Below are 16758 nucleotides of genomic sequence, written 5' to 3'. Positions count from 1 at the left end.
CGCACATCGCTGTGCGATTTATTTAAAACTTTGAATTAACAGGTACGTTTTGTCTTGTTTAGTTTTCAAAGAACTTTGTCCATCGCTCTTGAAGCGACTTAATTATCTTAACACATCAGTGTTAGTGTCGTCAACAACTTTTTAAAATTTCTTTTTCAAAAATTCGTTTCGTCATCAGCGACGTATATTAGAATACCACCCTTGATGTAACATGTCAACAATAATCGACAAATTAAATGATGAAGCGTTTAATGACTATCAAAGCCGCGATGCCGGGAATCCCCAGAATCCCGCTGATGCCCGTTGTAATCAGGTTAACAGGGATATGAATACCGAGACTGCCTCCGAACAAGTTCACACCCACCAGCAGAATCGCACCGGCAATAAACTTAATCGCAGTCACACCAATCCATCTTAGCGGTTTTGAAGATACTCCCCATAAAAAAAGCAAAGCAACCAGACCGACAATCAAACCGATAATGAAAAAAGGCTCCATGAATCTTCCCCCTCGCTTGTTTAGTACAAGCTTATGAGAAGACCCCGGAGAATAGACCTTTTACTTCCATCTGCTCATTTTCAAATTCCGCTGCTTCGCTTCTTTTAAATAGAAAAAGTATTTAGATTCAGCGACTTTCAGCTCAAACAACACCTCAGCGGAGGGCTCGAGACTTTTCTCGACCAGACTCTTCTGCCTGTTCCATTCTTCTTTTTGTTTAAAGAGCTGTTCTATCAGCTTCTCGTCAAACTCTTTTCTTAATGTATTTCTGCGAAGAAAACCCATGCCTTGCCTTTTCCTCCCTTACAATTCACGTCTTCCTTCAAGAGCTTTTGAAAGAGTGACCTCATCAGCATATTCCAAATCACCGCCGACGGGCAGACCGTGGGCAATACGGGAGAGCTTGATGCCTGAGGGCTTTAACAGCCTTGATATATACATCGCTGTTGCTTCCCCTTCAATATTAGGGTTGGTTGCGAGAATGACTTCTGTCACTTGATCATCCTGAAGACGTTTCAGCAGCTCCGGAATCTTAATATCCTCCGGGCCGATGCCGTCCATTGGTGAAATCGCGCCGTGAAGAACATGATACTGGCCGTTATATTCCTTCATTTTCTCCATTGCGATAACATCCTTAGGGTCCTGCACGACACAAATAACAGACTTATCCCTTCTTGTGTCCTCACATATATAACAAGGGTCCTGATCTGTAATATGTCCGCAAATCGAACAATATGTCAGGTTGCGCTTCGCATTTACTAATGCTTTCGCGAAATCTAATACCACGTCTTCTTTCATACCTAGAACAAAAAAAGCCAGACGAACCGCTGTTTTCGGTCCGATCCCTGGCAATTTCATAAAGCTGTCAATCAGCTTTGATATTGGTTCAGGATACTGCATGTTTATTTATCCCCCTAGAATAAACCCGGTATGTTCATTCCTTTTGTAAATTGTCCCATTGTCTCATTCGTCATGTCATCCACTTTTTTGAGGGCGTCGTTTGTCGCAGCAAGAATCAGGTCCTGAAGCATTTCGATATCTTCCGGATCAACGACTTCTTCTTTAATGGCAACGTCTACAACTTCTTTTTGGCCGTTGACTTTTACAGTCACCATTCCGCCGCCCGCTGTGCCTTCAAGCACTTTTTCAGCAAGCTCCTCCTGAGCCTTCGCCATATCCTTTTGCATTTTTTGCATTTGTTTCATCATTTTTTGCATGTTTCCCATTCCGCCACGCATATTCAATCACTCTCTTTCATCTTATTAGTCTTTTATTTCGATTAAATCCGCTCCGACAAGTTTTTTCGCCTCTGCAATCAGCGGATCTTCTTCAGCCGGTTCGTTTGATCCTTCACTTTCCTGCTGGTGATCATTTAAAAATTCTTCTCTTATTTTACCCCATTGTGCTTCCGGAACGCCAATCAAATCCATTCTTTTCCCGAGCATTGATTCGAGAATCTGTTCAAGATTCGTACGGACTCCGTTATTGTCTTCTGCAACCATTTTACAATGGATTTCATATTTAAATTTAAGCACAAATGCCTTTTGAGCAGCAGCCACCGGTTCACTGTCATTCAAAAGAGCCGCATGAGACACCTTATTCTGCTGTTTCAGGTGTGCCAGCAGCTTGCCCCAGCTGCTTTTAAGCTGTTCAAGGTCAGGTCTTGTGGCTTCCTTCAATATCTCATGAATTCTTCCGACCGGAGCTTTGTAGTGGCTTTTTCCGCCTTTTTGAGGACGCGGAGCTTCTTTCGGAGCGCTTTCCATCTGAACCTTCACACCGGAGGTTTTCAGCCTTTCCACTTCCTGCTCAAGCTGCTGAATCTTATTCATCAGCATGCCGACCTCAGGGATGTCTCCGGCGAATTGCTGTGCCGTCTGGCATATTTTCACGACAGCCACTTCAAAAAAGATTCTTGGGTGGTTCGTCCACTTCATTTCCTGATGGCTTTTATTCAGGATATCAATCATCTCATATAAAGCGGGGGCCGGTATGTCACCGCTCAGATTCCGAAACGTTTCATCGACCTTCACCTTCTCCAGGACTCCTTCTAAACCGGGAGCGGCCTGGTACAAGAGCATATCCCTGAAATAGAAAATCATATCTTCAATCAGTTTGGCCGCATCTTTCCCCTGCTGGAGCAATTCATTCAGTGTTTCCAATGCCTCGGAAACCTGTTTGCGGTGAAGAGCAGATGCCAGTTTCCCAATATAGTGCTGAGAAACGGCTCCGGTAATGAGCAATGCGTCATCCACCGATAGCTCCTCGCCGCTGAATGATACGGCTTGATCGAGCAGGCTCAGCGCGTCCCTCATTCCTCCGTCCGCAGCACTCGCTATGATATCAAGGGCTCCTTCTTCCACCTTCAGCTGCTCTGCATCGACGATTGTCTTCATTCGTCCGACAATTGCTTTGGATGTAATCCGTTTGAAATCAAAACGCTGACATCTGGAGATAATGGTTAAAGGAATCTTATGAGGCTCAGTCGTAGCTAATATGAAAATGCAATGTGCCGGCGGTTCTTCCAGCGTTTTCAGAAGCGCATTGAATGCGCCGATAGAGAGCATATGCACCTCATCTATAATATATACCTTGTAGGTGACGGCCGACGGGGCGAATTTTACTTTGTCACGGATGTCGCGGATTTCGTCTACGCCGTTATTCGACGCCGCATCTATTTCAATCACATCTGATATAGAGCCGTTTGTGATCCCCTTGCACGCCGCACATTCATTGCACGGTTCTTCTACGGGGGCGTGCTCACAGTTGACTGCTTTCGCAAATATTTTAGCTGCACTGGTTTTTCCCGTTCCCCGCGGTCCAGAAAACAGATATGCATGAGAAAATTTCTTTTGCAAAAGGGCATTTTGCAGCGTTTTCGTAATGTGTTCCTGTCCGACCACATCTTCAAACTGCTGAGGCCTAAATACTCGATATAAAGCTTGGTAACCCACAGGATGCGCCCTCCTCTGTTATTCATCATGTTTATTATACATGAACGTGCTTTTAACGCCAAAACCCGTTTTTCATATACGAAAAAACTCACCTGCCATAAACAGGTGAGTCTGAAATTTGATGATTGATTTACCGTGCACCTTCTGTCGATTCGCTACCCTAAGCGTTACTTAAGCAGTTAGCTCAGCCCAGGCAACCCTGCGGCACATGAGAGGTTTCACTTAATGCTGCTTCCTTCCGGACCTGACATGGTTCATGAATTCCCATTGCGCAGGACCCAGACGTCAACGCCACTTACTTAAGGCAGACCTTACAGTAAACGAACCTCGAGAAGGGATTCGGCCCCGCTAGAGCGGATTGCGGGTACAGGGCACCGCTACCTCCCCGCTTAGCACGGCAAAATAAATATCAAATTTTTATATGCGCACCATTCATGATGCACACATAAGTATATCTGCTTCAGGCAGAAAATGCAACCGTACTACTCAGACAACTTTTTCCTCATGTCTTTCTTTTGCCGGCGCAGCTTTCTGAAAAAAGCGCTGAGCATTTCTCCGCACTCTTCTCCGAGCACGCCGCTCACCACTTCCGCTTGGTGGTTGAACCGCTCTTCCTGCAAGAGGTTCATCAGCGTTCCTGTACAGCCCCCCTTGGGATCAAATGCGCCGAATACGACCTTATCGACTCTCGAAAGCACGACGGCTCCCGCGCACATCGGGCACGGCTCCAAAGTGACATAAAGAACGGCATCCTCAAGTCTCCATGTCCCCAGCTTACGGCACGCTTCGTCTATCGCCAGCATTTCGGCATGGGCAAGCGACCTCTGTTCAGTCTCCCGCAGATTATGCGCCCGCGCCACGATCTCATCATGCAGAACAAGAACTGCTCCGATCGGCACTTCACCTTTCGCTTCGGCTTTCTTCGCTTCTTTTATGGCTTCTCTCATATAATATTCATCATTCATCGGTTCAAGCTCTCTTCTTAAGTTTTTTCATGTCTCATAAAGGTTAAAATAGGAATACCCCAGCAGAAAGGAGTTGCCGGTATTGTCTGAACCTAACAACACAGCCCTTCTGATTGTCGATATGATCAACAATTTTCAATTTGATATGGGCGAACGTCTTGCTGAAAAAACCAAACAAATTGTCCCCCGTATTTTATCATTAAAGAAGCATGCAAAACAAAGCAACTGGCCGATTATTTATATTAATGATCATTACGGGCTCTGGAAGGCTGATATTGATGCCATCAGGGAGGAATGCAGCAATGACAGAAGCGCACCCATTATAAAAGATATTTCGCCTCAGCCGGATGATTATTTTCTCATTAAACCGAAGCATTCCGCTTTTTACGAAACGGCGCTTCACACCCTTCTGACCGAATTACAGGTGAACCGATTAATCATCACGGGGATTGCTGGGAACATTTGTGTGCTGTTCACAGCCAACGACGCTTATATGAGAGAATACAGCATTACCATTCCGAAAGACTGCACCGCTTCCAATAACGACGAAGACAATGATTTCGCTTTGACCATGATGGAGAATGTTCTCTTCGCAGAAATAACCACGGAAAAACAAATTACCGCCGAAAAATAAACATGATCAGCCTCCTTTTTTCATATATTTGATAGCGGATATGAAAGGAGGCGTTTTTCATTCAGATCTATATAGTGAAACGGGGCGACACACTTTCCGCTATTGCGGCGCGCTACCGGACAGCCGCAAATGTCATTGCGGAAGCAAATAAACTGCCTAATCCGAATACATTGGTTGTCGGACAAACCCTTGTCATCCCGATTGAGGGTCAATATTACGAAGTGAAACAAGGTGATACTCTCGCGGCAATCGCCGGCCGTTTTCATATATCGGCCGCGGAGCTTGCGAGGGTGAACGGAATTCAGCCCGGCACCACATTGAGAGTCGGAACCCGCCTTTACATTCCGCAGCAGGCAAATAAGCCCGATATCGAATCAAATGCATATATAGAACCGCGGGGAACGAGCGTTAGTGCTAATCTGCAGCAGGCGGCAAGAGAGGCCTCTCCTTATTTAACATACCTCGGCGCATTCAGTTTTCAAGTGCAGCGGAACGGGACTTTAAAGGAACCGCCTCTCACCAATTTAAGAAGCATCAGTGACAGGCACAACACCGCACTGATGATGATCATCACCAACCTTGAAAATGACGCATTCAGCGATGATCTCGGGCGGCTCATTTTGAATGATAATACTGTGAAAACAAAACTCTTTCAGGAAATCGTCTCCACGGCTAAGCAGCACGGCTTTCGCGATATTCATTTTGATTTCGAATATTTACGTCCTCAGGACAGAGAAGCCTACAATCGTTTTTTACGTGAAGCGAGGACGATTTTCCATCGGGAAGGCTGGAAGATTTCAACGGCGCTTGCTCCGAAAACGAGCGCGACCCAGGCCGGCAAATGGTATGAAGCACATGACTATAGGGCACATGGAGAAATCGTCGATTTTGTCGTCATCATGACATATGAGTGGGGATACAGCGGGGGCCCGGCTCAGGCCGTATCACCAATCGGCCCTGTAAGAAATGTCATTGAGTATGCGCTGACAGAAATGCCTTCTTCAAAAATCGTCATGGGCCAGAATATGTACGGCTATGATTGGACACTGCCTTTCAAACAGGGAACGACAGCGAAAGCCGTCAGTCCTCAGCAGGCAATCGCTCTGGCAGCACGCCATAAAGTTGACATTCAATATGACGAAACCGCCCAGGCTCCATTCTTTCGTTACACGGCTGAAAATCAGAGACGGCATGAAGTATGGTTTGAAGACGCACGATCCATTCAAGCGAAATTCAATTTAATTAAAGAACTGCATTTAAGAGGGATCAGCTATTGGAAACTCGGCCTTTCTTTCCCGCAAAACTGGCTTTTGCTCAACGATCAATTTCATATTGTAAAAGAGACGTTTCGTTAATTGGAAGCGTCTTTTTTCATGGGCTTTTCTGAGAGTGTGATACAATATAAAGGCCGGCAGCTGACGGATGTTTGCAGAATTAAGGAGGATTTTCAATGAACAGAGCCCCTTTTATCGCGGTAGAAGGTCCTATCGGGGCAGGAAAAACGACACTCGCTACGATGCTTTCTGAAGAGCTCGGTTTTCCTATGATTAATGAGATTGTGGAAGACAACCCTTATCTCGATAAGTTTTATGACAATATCGAGGAGTGGAGTTTCCAGCTTGAAATGTTTTTTCTTTGTCACAGGTATAAACAGCTTGAAGACACCGACCGAGATTATTTAAAACAAGGACAGCCCGTTTTGTCCGATTATCATATTTATAAAAATGTTATTTTCGCAGAGCGTACATTGCACGGCCAAAAGCTTGAGAAATATAAGCAGATTTATCATCTGCTCACTCACGACTTGCCGAAACCGAATGTTATTGTATACATAAAGGCAAGCCTGCCGACATTGCTTCAACGCATTGAAAAACGCGGGCGCCCGTTTGAGAAAAATATCGAACATCAATATCTGGAACGTCTCATTACAGATTACGACACAGCCATCAGACAGCTTCAGGAAGAAGACCCGGATATATCTGTACTGACCATTGACGGTGATACTGAAGACTTTGTTTTGAATAAGACAGACTATGAAAGAATTGCCCGTCAGGTAAAGGAGCTTATTAAATGAAAGACATTCATATTCCAAACAACGCCATTATAACAGTAGCGGGAACGGTAGGAGTCGGAAAATCGACTTTGACCAAAGCTTTAGCAAAACGACTCGGGTTTCATACCTCACTTGAGGAAGTGGATGAAAACCCTTATTTAGAGAAGTTTTATCACGATTTTGAACGCTGGAGCTTCCATTTGCAAATTTATTTTCTGGCTGAGCGGTTCAAAGAGCAGAAAAACATGTTTGAATCAGGCGGCGGATTCGTGCAGGATCGTTCGATTTATGAAGATACAGGCATATTCGCAAAAATGCACGCCGATAAAGGAACCATGTCGCTGACAGATTACACAACATACACAAGCCTATTTGAGGCGATGGTCATGACGCCGTACTTCCCGCATCCTGATGTTTTGATCTATTTAGAAGGCGACCTTGAAAACATTATAAACCGGATTGAAAAGCGGGGCCGCGAGATGGAGCTGCAGACAAACCGCTCCTATTGGGAAGAGATGTATACACGGTACGAAGACTGGATCAGCGGTTTTAACGCCTGCCCTGTGCTGAAAGTACGCATTGAAGATTATGACCTTGAAGCTGATGAACAGTCACTGGAACCTTTGATCGAAAAAATCAGTCACGTGATCAACGAAAACAGAAATAAATAAAAATAGCAAAGCGATTTTCCCCGAACAGAGAAAATCGCTTTTTTTGCATATAAAAAATCCGCTGCATCACATGCAGCGGACAAAACAATCTCCAATATATGCTCGAGTTTCATTAGGTTTAAAATCAATATGGCGGAGGAAGAGGGATTCGAACCCCCGCGGGCTTTGACACCCCTGTCGGTTTTCAAGACCGATCCCTTCAGCCAGACTTGGGTATTCCTCCGTATCGACATTTAATAATATACCACATGACCTAAATTTCAGTCAAGCGCTTTTTCATATTTTTTATTTCTTTTCTTAAACGGCTTGTCCGTCAGCTTTACTATCATACAAAAGTCTTGCGTCCAATTCAACCTCAGTATGCCATACGGGCAGGAAAACACAGTAAAAATCAAGAATATATTCAAACAGATAACCTGCTCATAAAGGTGGAGAACATAATGAAAATCATCATTGCACCGGATTCTTTCAAAGAAAGCATGACATCAAAAGAAGCCGCTGACAGTATAGAAAATGGATTCAAAGCGATCTTCCCTGACGCGGAATATATCAAGATACCCGCGGCCGACGGCGGAGAAGGAACCGTTCAGGCTTTGACGGATGCCACTGGCGGAAGCATCATCAAAAAAACTGTGACCGGTCCGCTGGGAACGCCGGTAAACGCCGCATATGGACTTCTGGGAGACGGACGCACGGCAGTCATTGAAATGGCGGAAGCATCGGGACTCCATCTCGTGCCCCGCCATCTCAGAGATCCGTTGAACACAACGACAAGAGGAACGGGTGAACTGATAGCAGATGCAGCTTCCCGCGGGGCGGGTGAGATCATCATCGGTCTTGGCGGGAGCGCAACCAATGACGGCGGAACAGGAATGGCGAGCGCGCTCGGTGTGCGTTTCTTAAATGAGGAAGGTCAGGAGATACCTGACGGCGGAGGCGCTCTGCACACCCTAGCTTCTATTGATATAAGCGGTCTCTCTACTGACCTGAAACATATCCGTATCCGTGCCGCATGTGATGTCGAAAATCCCCTGACCGGCGAAAACGGCGCATCATATGTCTTCGGCCCGCAAAAAGGGGCGTCCGAGAAGACTAAAGTTGTATTGGATCGCAACTTACGCCATTTCGCTGACATATTGAGACGTCAGCACGATATCGAAGCGGATACCGCAAAAGGCGCGGGCGCCGCAGGGGGACTGGGCGCCGGACTGATCGCTTTCTTACAGGCAGAACTTCAAAGCGGGATTGATGTTGTATTAGATACACTGTCCTTCTCAGATCAGATAAGAGGCGCTGACCTTGTCATTACCGGAGAGGGGCAGATAGACGGACAAACGATATTCGGCAAAACCCCCGCCGGGATCGCCGCACGCGCATCTGCTCAAGAAATTCCCCTTATCGCATTGGCGGGCTCCTTAGGCAAAAATTTCGAGCATGTTTACAGCGCAGGAATAACAGCTGTATTTTCTATCGTGCCCGGCGCTGTAAGTCTTGAAGACGCCTTAGCATCCGGCCGTTTTAACCTTGAAAGCACTGCCCGGAATGCCGCCGCTCTATACCGGGCAGCAAAAAAGGCGCGCCTCTAGGGCGCACCTTTTACGGTTTGATGACTTCTTTATTTCCCATATAAGGACGAAGCACTTTCGGAATGATGACACTTCCGTCTTCCTGCTGGTAGTTTTCTAAGATGGCAGCTACTGTTCTGCCGACTGCAAGGCCTGAACCGTTTAATGTATGCACATGCTCCGGCTTGCCTTTCGCTTCGCGTCTGAATCGAATGTTTGCGCGTCTCGCCTGGAAGGCCTCGAAGTTACTGCAAGAAGAAATTTCACGGTATGTGTCTTGGCTTGGAATCCATACCTCAATATCGTACTTTTTCGCGGCTGTAAAGCCGAGATCACCGGTACACATGCTCATGACACGATACGGCAGTTCGAGCAGCTGAAGCACCCGCTCGGCTTGATTTGTCAGTTTTTCAAGCTCCTCATAAGAATCTTCCGGCTTCACGAATTTCACAAGCTCAACCTTGTTGAACTGATGCTGGCGGATCAAACCGCGTGTATCACGGCCGGCAGATCCCGCTTCTGAACGGAAGCAGGCGCTGAATGCGGCATAATTGATCGGCAGGTTCTCACCGGATAAGATTTCATCGCGGTGCATATTTGTAATCGGCACTTCCGCCGTCGGAATTAAGAAATAATCCTCTTCTCTGATTTTAAAAGCATCCTCTTCAAATTTAGGAAGCTGTCCCGTACCCGTCATGCTCGTACGGTTTACCATATAAGGAGGAATGACTTCTGTGTAATCATATTCATCAACGTGAAGATCCAGCATAAAGTTGTAGAGCGCGCGTTCGAGGCGGGCGCCTAATCCTTTATAAAACACAAACCGGCTGCCTGTTACTTTTGAAGCGCGTTCGAAATCAAGAATGTTTAAATGGTCTGCGATATCCCAATGCGGTTTCGGCTCATATGAAAATGCCGGCGCCTCTCCCCACTTGCGAATTTCAATGTTATCATCTTCCGTTTCCCCGACGGGCACTGAATCGTGCGGGATGTTCGGAATAGACAGAAGGATGGTTTCGAGCGTCGTTTCGACAGTACGAAGCTCTTCATCAAGCTTCTTAATTTCTTCGCCCACTTCACGCATCTCTTTAATAATATGATCAGCGTCTTTTTTCTCCCGTTTCAAAACGGCGACCTGCTGAGACACTTCATTGCGTTTTCCCTTCAGTTCTTCTACTTTACCGATAAGCTCTCTTCTCTTTTCGTCCAGCTCTTCAAACTTGTCAAAGTCAGATAAGTCTTCACCTTTTGGAATGAGCTTCGCTTTTACCTCTTGAAAATTGGCTCTCAGCACCTTCGTATCAATCATGCCTAACAACTCCTATCTGTTTTTATCGAAAATAAAAAAGAGCCCTCATCCCCTAGAAGGGACGAGAGCTCTCGCGTTGCCACCCTGATTGAAAACAAGCTCACACTTGCTTCCCGCTTTAACACATAACGGTTTTCCCGTAAATGCCTACTTGTTTTCAGCATTTCGCTCAAGGACGGATTCGGACAGCATCTTTCACCGATTCGCACCACCCATCGGCTCTCTTTGAAAGAGGGGCTCCCTACTGCTTCCTGTCAACGCTTTTCGATCTTTATTTGTGTTTATAATGTACTATAAGTATCAGCGGTTTTCAACTGTTTTATACAGCTGTTTCCTGCTTATGCTTTTCCGCCATCTTCACAAACAGCTCTGTCACCCGGTGATCATCCGTCAGTTCAGGATGGAACGAGCAGCCGAGGAAATTCCCCTGCTTTGCAGCCACGATGCGTCCGTTATGCTCACAGAGCACTTCAACATCTTCTCCGGCTTCTAAAATATGCGGCGCGCGAATAAATACACCCGTAAACGGCTCATCAAGGCCTTTAATCGTCAGATCAGCTTCAAAGCTGTCGACCTGACGGCCAAAGGAATTACGCTCGACGACAACGTTCAACAGCCCTAAATGAGCGTTATCCGTTCCCGCTATCTCTTTGGCTAAAATAATCAGACCGGCGCATGTGCCGAACATCGGCTTGCCTTGGGCGGCAAACTCGCGAAGCGGCTCCATAAAATGATACGTATCCATTAAACGCCGCATCGTCGTGCTTTCCCCGCCCGGCAGGATTAAGCCGTCGATATCATTCAGCTGTTCAGGACGCTTAATGACGACACCTTTTGAACCACATGCTTCAATTGAACGAATATGTTCTCTTACTGCTCCTTGAAGTCCAAGTACACCAATTGTTAACATGCTTCCAGCTCTCCTATGGTTTTACCAGCCGCGTTCTTGCATACGCTGTTCCGGCAATAGATTTGAGATTTCGATGCCTTTCATTGCTGTGCCTAATTCTTTAGAAAGCTCAGCGATCAGTTTGTAGTCTGTGTAATGAGTCGTTGCTTCAACAATTGCTTTGGCGAATTTAGCAGGGTTGTCTGATTTGAAAATACCTGAACCGACAAATACGCCGTCAGCGCCAAGCTGCATCATCAATGCCGCGTCAGCAGGCGTCGCTACTCCGCCGGCAGCAAAGTTCACTACAGGCAGTTTGCCGTCACGCTTGATTTGAAGAAGCAGTTCATAAGGAGCGCCGAGGTTTTTAGCTTCAGTCATCAGCTCATCATCGCTCATCGCAACAACTTTCCGCACTTGCGCGTTTACTTTTCTCATATGGCGGACAGCTTCCACAATGTTTCCTGTTCCCGGTTCGCCTTTTGTACGAAGCATGGAAGCTCCTTCGGCGATACGGCGCGTTGCTTCGCCGAGATCACGGCAGCCGCATACGAACGGGACTGTATATTCATTTTTATTTAAATGAAATTCTTCGTCAGCCGGAGTCAGAACTTCACTTTCATCGATGTAATCTACTCCCATTGCTTCAAGGACACGCGCTTCAACGATATGTCCGATACGCGCTTTTGCCATTACGGGAATGGATACAGCATTCATTACTTCTTCAACGATTGTCGGATCAGCCATGCGGGCAACACCGCCGGCAGCGCGAATATCAGCCGGAACGCGTTCTAACGCCATTACGGCAACAGCTCCCGCCTCTTCCGCAATCTTCGCTTGTTCAGCATTTACAACGTCCATGATGACGCCGCCTTTTTGCATTTCCGCCATGCCGCGTTTTACACGATCAGTACCTGTTTGAGCCATTATTTGGTCCCCCTAGTCAATGTATAGTTAGATAATTTCTATCTCTTATTGTATCCCAGAAATATAATATTTCATATGGGTATTCTTATTTTACAGCGAGATGAATAAGATAGATATCATTTTTTACTAATAATTTGGTTTTTTCAGTATATTAAGCAAAAGAGCCCTAACTTTCATCAGAGCTCTTTCTTATTTCTTAAAACCAGCCTGTTACCGTGTCAACGGCGCTGTTCCAGATTCCGGAGAAGAATCCGCCGATGCCGCGCATCATCTGAACAAACCAGTTTGCTTTATCAACATCATTTTTCGTTACAAGATTCACGCTGAACTCTTTGGATTTGAGGAAGCCATAGTCTTTGTCACTGCCTTTGTATGTAACTGTCAGCGTTCCGACTTTCGTTCCCTTTTTCACAGGAGCCGTGATTTCTTTTTTATCTAAAGTCACTTCGGCTTTATAGTTCTTTTCATCCCCGCTTTTCACAGGAATAGAAAGCGCCTTGTCAGTAACAATATCGACTTGCTTGTCTTTCCCTTTTTCAACGTCAATCGTTTTGTGCCCTTTTACTTGAGAGCCTTCAGGGTAAAGATCTTTCATTGAGAAATTGCTTTTAAATGCGTAATCGAGCATTTTTTTCGTTTCATCAAAACGTCCGGTATGCAGGTTGCCTTTTGCGTTTAATACAACGGTGATGACCCGCATTCCGTTCCGCTGTGCTGTGCTTGTAAAACAAGATCCCGCAGAATCGGTAGAACCCGTTTTTAAGCCGTCAACGCCAGGGTATTCAGAAACAAGACCTTTTAACATGAAGTTCCAGTTCGGCATGTCCATTTCATCATCAGTGCCGGCTCTGAATTTCGTCTTAGCGATGCTTGTTGTTTTGAGAACTTCCGGATAATCAGTGATCAGGCGGTCTGCAAGAAGCGCCATGTCTTTAGCAGAAACTTCACTTTCTTCTTTAACGCCTTCTCCTTGCGGCTGCTTGCCGTGAAGGTCTTCATTCACAAGCCCGGTGGCATTTTTAAAATCATAGTTTGTCATACCTAATTCTTTGGCTTTCGCATTCATTTCAGCGACAAATTTCGTTTCAGTTCCGGCAAGAATTTCGGCAACTGCAATCGCGGCTCCGTTGGCAGAGTAAATCGCCATAGCCTGATACAGTTCTTTAACCGTGTATTTGCCGTCTTTTCGAAGGGGGACGTTTGATAAACTGTTGTCTTGAGAAATTTCATAGACATAATCATCAGGAGTATACGTTTGATCCCATTTCACTTTTCCTTCTTTAATGGCTTCCAGAAGCAGATATTCAGTCATCATTTTTGTCATACTGGCAATCGGCAGTCTTTTGTCTGCATTTTTACTGTATAAAATTTTTCCCGATGAAGCCTCAATCATTATCGCAGCTGATGCGTTGACATCAATCGGGTCATTGCCGGCTGCCTCCGCTTTAGACATTGGAACAAAGTAAGTTGCGGCCAGTGCCAGTACCACTAATGACACCAACAGCTGTTTCCATTTCGTGATGTTCAATCTTACGACCTCCGTCATTCATTTTAAATCTATAATTAAGCCGTTAAGGACATATTCAAATTCAAAACACAACAGTATAAATTTTATCACACTCGATATAAAAAAAATAGACAGAGTCAGCGACCCTGTCAAATGTTTTTTATTTGTAACAATTATGAGATTGTGTAGTTTGGTGATTCTTTCGTAATTTGGACATCATGCGGATGACTTTCGCGAAGACCGGCACCTGTCATACGGATGAATTGTGCCTCTTCTCTTAAAGCGCGCAAGTCTTTTGAACCGCAATATCCCATACCTGAACGAAGACCGCCGACAAGCTGATACACTGTTTCTTCTACAGGACCTTTGTACGGAGTCCGTCCTTCGATACCTTCAGGGACGAATTTCTTATTTTCTTCTTGGAAATATCGGTCTTTACTGCCTTTTTCCATGGCAGCGACAGAACCCATACCGCGATACACTTTAAATCTTCTGCCTTGATAGATTTCAGTCTCTCCCGGGCTTTCTGAAGTACCTGCAAGCAGGCTTCCGAGCATTACGGCATGTCCGCCTGAAGCCAACGCTTTTGTAATATCTCCGGAGAATTTAATACCGCCGTCTGCGATAATTGTCGCGCCGTGTTTTCTCGCTTCAGTGGCACAATCATAAATGGCAGTGATCTGCGGTACGCCTACACCTGCAACGACGCGTGTCGTACAGATAGAACCAGGTCCGATTCCCACTTTGACAATATTTGCTCCGGCTTCAATCAGAGCTTTTGTCGCTTCAGCCGTTGCAACATTTCCTGCGATAATGTTCAGATCAGGATATGTTTCACGGATTTTCGCAACTGTGTTCAGTACGCCTCTGGAATGTCCGTGAGCCGTATCAACCACGATAACGTCGACATTCGCTTCAACAAGCTTGCTGACGCGTGTCATTGTATCGCCTGTCACGCCTACCGCAGCGCCGACAATAAGGCGTCCGTGTTCATCTTTAGATGAATTCGGGAATTCGATAACCTTTTCAATATCTTTGATCGTGATAAGACCTTTTAATTTGTTTTGGTCATCCACTAACGGAAGTTTTTCAATTTTATGTTTCTGTAAGATTTTTTCTGCTTCGTCTAATGTGGTTCCCACAGAAGCCGTAACCAGCTCTTCTTTTGTCATGACATCACTGATTTTCATTGAATAATCAGAGATAAAGCGAAGATCACGGTTTGTAATGATACCGACAAGCTTTTGATCGTCTTTATTATCTACGATCGGAACACCGGAAATTCTGTATTTCCCCATCAAATGCTCCGCATCGAATACTTGATGATCAGGTGTTAAAAAGAAGGGATTTGTAATAACGCCCCGTTCAGAACGTTTGACTTTGTCAACATGTTCAGCCTGCTGTTCGATGGACATGTTTTTATGGATAATGCCCAAGCCGCCCTGTCTGGCCATCGCAATCGCCATAGCTGATTCTGTTACTGTATCCATTCCCGCACTGATGACAGGAATGTTAAGCTTTAACGTCTTTGTCAGTTCAACAGATAAATCCACATCACGCGGAAGTACGTCTGATTGAGCCGGTACGAGCAGTACATCATCGAACGTTAAGCCTTCTTTTGAAAATTTACTTTCCCACATTAGTAAATCCCCCTCTTTTCGGCAAAATATTATATGTAGATTATCAACTAGAAAACAGCATGTCAAGGAAGCGAAAAAGAGTTGAAATATTTAGATAAAGGAAAGGGTTTAAAAATACATATGAGAGATCATGAGTGGAAAGAGTTATCATTATTTTATTCCGTAGAATCTTCCCAGAAATTTCTAAATAAAATCTATACAGAAAGCGGCATGGAAGAATCAAAACGATATGCGTTTAAGAACAGTGAGCGCTTCATATTCTTTATCAAACACGCCGAGTCCTTCTATAAGCAGGCATCTCTTTCCCCTTTAGAAATTAAGCCTATTCTGTTGTTTTACGGGATGTCACAATTGCTGAAAGCCTGCCTTCTGACCACAGATCCAAGCTATCCAAGCCACGCCTCAGTACTCGCGCATGGCGTGACTGCCCGGAAACGCAAAAAGCAAAATTACTCCTTTAGGGATGATGAAGTGAAGGTGCAGCGCAATGGCTTATGTATTCATGTAATGAAGCACTTATTCGGAATAGCTGGTCTTGAGGAAGAACGGTACACAATGAAGAAATTGCTGACAGCCATACCTGAATTGCACACTGTCTTTTACTTCCAAGAGAAAAAGAATTGGCTGACCAGAGTAGAGCTGAAAGATGACCTTATTTCAGTGCCTGAGCATGCGGTGATTCACTACAATATGTCTGATTCCCGCTTTGCTGAATATATCAGCCATCATTTAAAGTGGTCTTTTCTGAGGAAAGACCATAATCACTTGGTTTTTGAGGCTGACCCGATAGACAGAGAACCTTGGTCTTCTCCAAATTTATTGTTTCACTTGGAGAAAAATCAATATTACATTCCCACTCAGCGTGATCACTTCCTGCATCTTCCGGAAATGATTATTCATTATTTGGTTCTCTACAATATCGGGATGATTGCGAGATATGAAACGGAGTGGTGGTATGAACTGCTGACACAGCATGTCAGTGATGATTATGTGATGATCCGCCGGTTCTTAGATGTCACGGAACGCAAATTTCCGTATTACGTTTCTAATTTCCTGAAGCAATACTTATAAACAAAAAAGGCAGCTCATCATGAGCTGCCTTTACCATAATATAGCTTGGCGGCGTCCTACTCTCACAGGGGGAAACC

General features: G+C 45.2%; 17 protein-coding genes, 1 tRNA gene, 1 other RNA gene and 1 other annotated feature. Of the genes, 6 read left to right on the top strand and 13 right to left on the bottom strand.

The window, feature by feature from the left end; translation table 11 throughout:
* Positions 1-232: 232 nt before the first annotated feature.
* From SB847_RS20365 to tadA, 7 genes are all read right to left on the bottom strand, one after another.
* A complete protein-coding gene (locus SB847_RS20365; protein WP_003150686.1) occupies positions 233-496 on the bottom strand; it encodes a pro-sigmaK processing inhibitor BofA family protein in 264 nt (87 codons plus the stop codon).
* 60 nt (positions 497-556) lie between these two features.
* Positions 557-781, bottom strand: a complete 225-nt coding sequence (locus tag SB847_RS20360) for a YaaL family protein (RefSeq protein WP_007408755.1) — start codon at positions 779-781, stop codon at positions 557-559.
* 18 nt (positions 782-799) lie between these two features.
* Positions 800-1396 carry a recombination protein RecR gene (recR, locus tag SB847_RS20355; protein ID WP_007615147.1) on the bottom strand — a complete coding sequence of 199 codons (597 nt, stop codon included), beginning with the start codon at positions 1394-1396 and terminating at the stop codon, positions 800-802.
* Between the two features lie 14 nt (positions 1397-1410).
* A complete protein-coding gene (locus SB847_RS20350) occupies positions 1411-1734 on the bottom strand; it encodes a YbaB/EbfC family nucleoid-associated protein (protein ID WP_029326155.1) in 324 nt (107 codons plus the stop codon).
* Positions 1735-1758: 24 nt separating this feature from the next.
* Positions 1759-3450 carry a DNA polymerase III subunit gamma/tau gene (gene dnaX / locus SB847_RS20345; RefSeq protein WP_410565322.1) on the bottom strand — a complete coding sequence of 564 codons (1692 nt, stop codon included), beginning with the start codon at positions 3448-3450 and terminating at the stop codon, positions 1759-1761.
* Between the two features lie 133 nt (positions 3451-3583).
* Positions 3584-3848: signal recognition particle sRNA large type (ffs, locus tag SB847_RS20340), an RNA gene on the bottom strand.
* Positions 3849-3932: 84 nt separating this feature from the next.
* Positions 3933-4415 carry a tRNA adenosine(34) deaminase TadA gene (gene tadA / locus SB847_RS20335; RefSeq protein WP_007615141.1) on the bottom strand — a complete coding sequence of 161 codons (483 nt, stop codon included), beginning with the start codon at positions 4413-4415 and terminating at the stop codon, positions 3933-3935.
* Between the two features lie 82 nt (positions 4416-4497).
* On the opposite strand from tadA, the gene SB847_RS20330 reads away from it, so the two are divergent.
* From SB847_RS20330 to dck, 4 genes are all read left to right on the top strand, one after another.
* Positions 4498-5049, top strand: coding sequence for a cysteine hydrolase family protein (locus SB847_RS20330; RefSeq protein ID WP_014416712.1), 552 nt, complete (start codon positions 4498-4500; stop codon positions 5047-5049).
* A gap of 71 nt (positions 5050-5120) precedes the next feature.
* Positions 5121-6404, top strand: a complete 1284-nt coding sequence (locus SB847_RS20325) for a glycoside hydrolase family 18 protein (RefSeq protein WP_139024058.1) — start codon at positions 5121-5123, stop codon at positions 6402-6404.
* A gap of 95 nt (positions 6405-6499) precedes the next feature.
* Entirely contained in the window at positions 6500-7123 is a 624-nt protein-coding gene (dgk, locus tag SB847_RS20320; protein WP_032870958.1) for a deoxyguanosine kinase, read from the top strand.
* Positions 7120-7773 carry a deoxyadenosine/deoxycytidine kinase gene (gene dck / locus SB847_RS20315; RefSeq protein ID WP_007615132.1) on the top strand — a complete coding sequence of 218 codons (654 nt, stop codon included), beginning with the start codon at positions 7120-7122 and terminating at the stop codon, positions 7771-7773. Before dgk ends, dck begins: the two co-directional genes overlap by 4 nt.
* A gap of 130 nt (positions 7774-7903) precedes the next feature.
* Here the strand turns inward: dck and SB847_RS20310 are convergent.
* Positions 7904-7996: transfer RNA gene (locus tag SB847_RS20310), tRNA-Ser, on the bottom strand.
* Positions 7997-8213: 217 nt separating this feature from the next.
* Between SB847_RS20310 and SB847_RS20305 the strand changes: the two genes are divergently transcribed.
* Positions 8214-9359: a glycerate kinase gene (locus SB847_RS20305; RefSeq protein WP_410578372.1), complete on the top strand. Its 1146-nt coding sequence runs from the start codon at positions 8214-8216 to the stop codon at positions 9357-9359.
* Positions 9360-9369: 10 nt separating this feature from the next.
* Here SB847_RS20305 and serS read toward each other — a convergent pair whose 3' ends face one another.
* The 5 genes from serS to guaB all read right to left on the bottom strand — a co-directional run bounded on the left by serS (position 9370) and on the right by guaB (position 15610).
* On the bottom strand, positions 9370-10647 hold the full coding sequence (gene serS, locus SB847_RS20300) for a serine--tRNA ligase (protein ID WP_007408744.1): 1278 nt from the start codon (positions 10645-10647) through the stop codon (positions 9370-9372).
* A 54-nt stretch (positions 10648-10701) separates the two neighbouring features.
* Positions 10702-10914: a binding site (T-box leader), on the bottom strand.
* A gap of 52 nt (positions 10915-10966) precedes the next feature.
* Entirely contained in the window at positions 10967-11557 is a 591-nt protein-coding gene (gene pdxT / locus SB847_RS20295) for a pyridoxal 5'-phosphate synthase glutaminase subunit PdxT (RefSeq protein ID WP_007615126.1), read from the bottom strand.
* Between the two features lie 21 nt (positions 11558-11578).
* Positions 11579-12463, bottom strand: coding sequence for a pyridoxal 5'-phosphate synthase lyase subunit PdxS (gene pdxS / locus SB847_RS20290; RefSeq protein ID WP_003150714.1), 885 nt, complete (start codon positions 12461-12463; stop codon positions 11579-11581).
* Between the two features lie 196 nt (positions 12464-12659).
* On the bottom strand, positions 12660-13991 hold the full coding sequence (gene dacA, locus SB847_RS20285) for a D-alanyl-D-alanine carboxypeptidase (RefSeq protein ID WP_410578370.1): 1332 nt from the start codon (positions 13989-13991) through the stop codon (positions 12660-12662).
* Positions 13992-14143: 152 nt separating this feature from the next.
* A complete protein-coding gene (gene guaB, locus SB847_RS20280; protein ID WP_038456638.1) occupies positions 14144-15610 on the bottom strand; it encodes an IMP dehydrogenase in 1467 nt (488 codons plus the stop codon).
* A 120-nt stretch (positions 15611-15730) separates the two neighbouring features.
* Here guaB and SB847_RS20275 point away from each other — a divergent pair, with 120 nt between their 5' ends.
* Positions 15731-16681, top strand: coding sequence for a YaaC family protein (locus tag SB847_RS20275; RefSeq protein WP_410565336.1), 951 nt, complete (start codon positions 15731-15733; stop codon positions 16679-16681).
* The last annotated feature ends 77 nt before the right edge of the window (positions 16682-16758 follow it).

This window comes from Bacillus sp. SIMBA_026, from assembly GCF_046535335.1.
GTDB classification, from domain to species: domain Bacteria; phylum Bacillota; class Bacilli; order Bacillales; family Bacillaceae; genus Bacillus; species Bacillus velezensis.
Note: the sequence above shows the minus strand (reverse complement) of the source record. Positions and strands in the feature narration are given on the sequence as shown.

Coding starts and splice junctions, on each gene's coding strand:
- SB847_RS20365 (WP_003150686.1), bottom strand. CDS start 496: ATGGAGCCTTTTTTCATTATCGGTTTGATTGTCGGTCTGGTTGCTTTG.
- SB847_RS20360 (WP_007408755.1), bottom strand. CDS start 781: ATGGGTTTTCTTCGCAGAAATACATTAAGAAAAGAGTTTGACGAGAAG.
- recR (WP_007615147.1), bottom strand. CDS start 1,396: ATGCAGTATCCTGAACCAATATCAAAGCTGATTGACAGCTTTATGAAA.
- SB847_RS20350 (WP_029326155.1), bottom strand. CDS start 1,734: ATGCGTGGCGGAATGGGAAACATGCAAAAAATGATGAAACAAATGCAA.
- tadA (WP_007615141.1), bottom strand. CDS start 4,415: ATGAATGATGAATATTATATGAGAGAAGCCATAAAAGAAGCGAAGAAA.
- dgk (WP_032870958.1), top strand. CDS start 6,500: ATGAACAGAGCCCCTTTTATCGCGGTAGAAGGTCCTATCGGGGCAGGA.
- dck (WP_007615132.1), top strand. CDS start 7,120: ATGAAAGACATTCATATTCCAAACAACGCCATTATAACAGTAGCGGGA.
- SB847_RS20305 (WP_410578372.1), top strand. CDS start 8,214: ATGAAAATCATCATTGCACCGGATTCTTTCAAAGAAAGCATGACATCA.
- serS (WP_007408744.1), bottom strand. CDS start 10,647: ATGATTGATACGAAGGTGCTGAGAGCCAATTTTCAAGAGGTAAAAGCG.
- pdxT (WP_007615126.1), bottom strand. CDS start 11,557: ATGTTAACAATTGGTGTACTTGGACTTCAAGGAGCAGTAAGAGAACAT.
- pdxS (WP_003150714.1), bottom strand. CDS start 12,463: ATGGCTCAAACAGGTACTGATCGTGTAAAACGCGGCATGGCGGAAATG.
- guaB (WP_038456638.1), bottom strand. CDS start 15,610: ATGTGGGAAAGTAAATTTTCAAAAGAAGGCTTAACGTTCGATGATGTA.
- SB847_RS20275 (WP_410565336.1), top strand. CDS start 15,731: ATGAGAGATCATGAGTGGAAAGAGTTATCATTATTTTATTCCGTAGAA.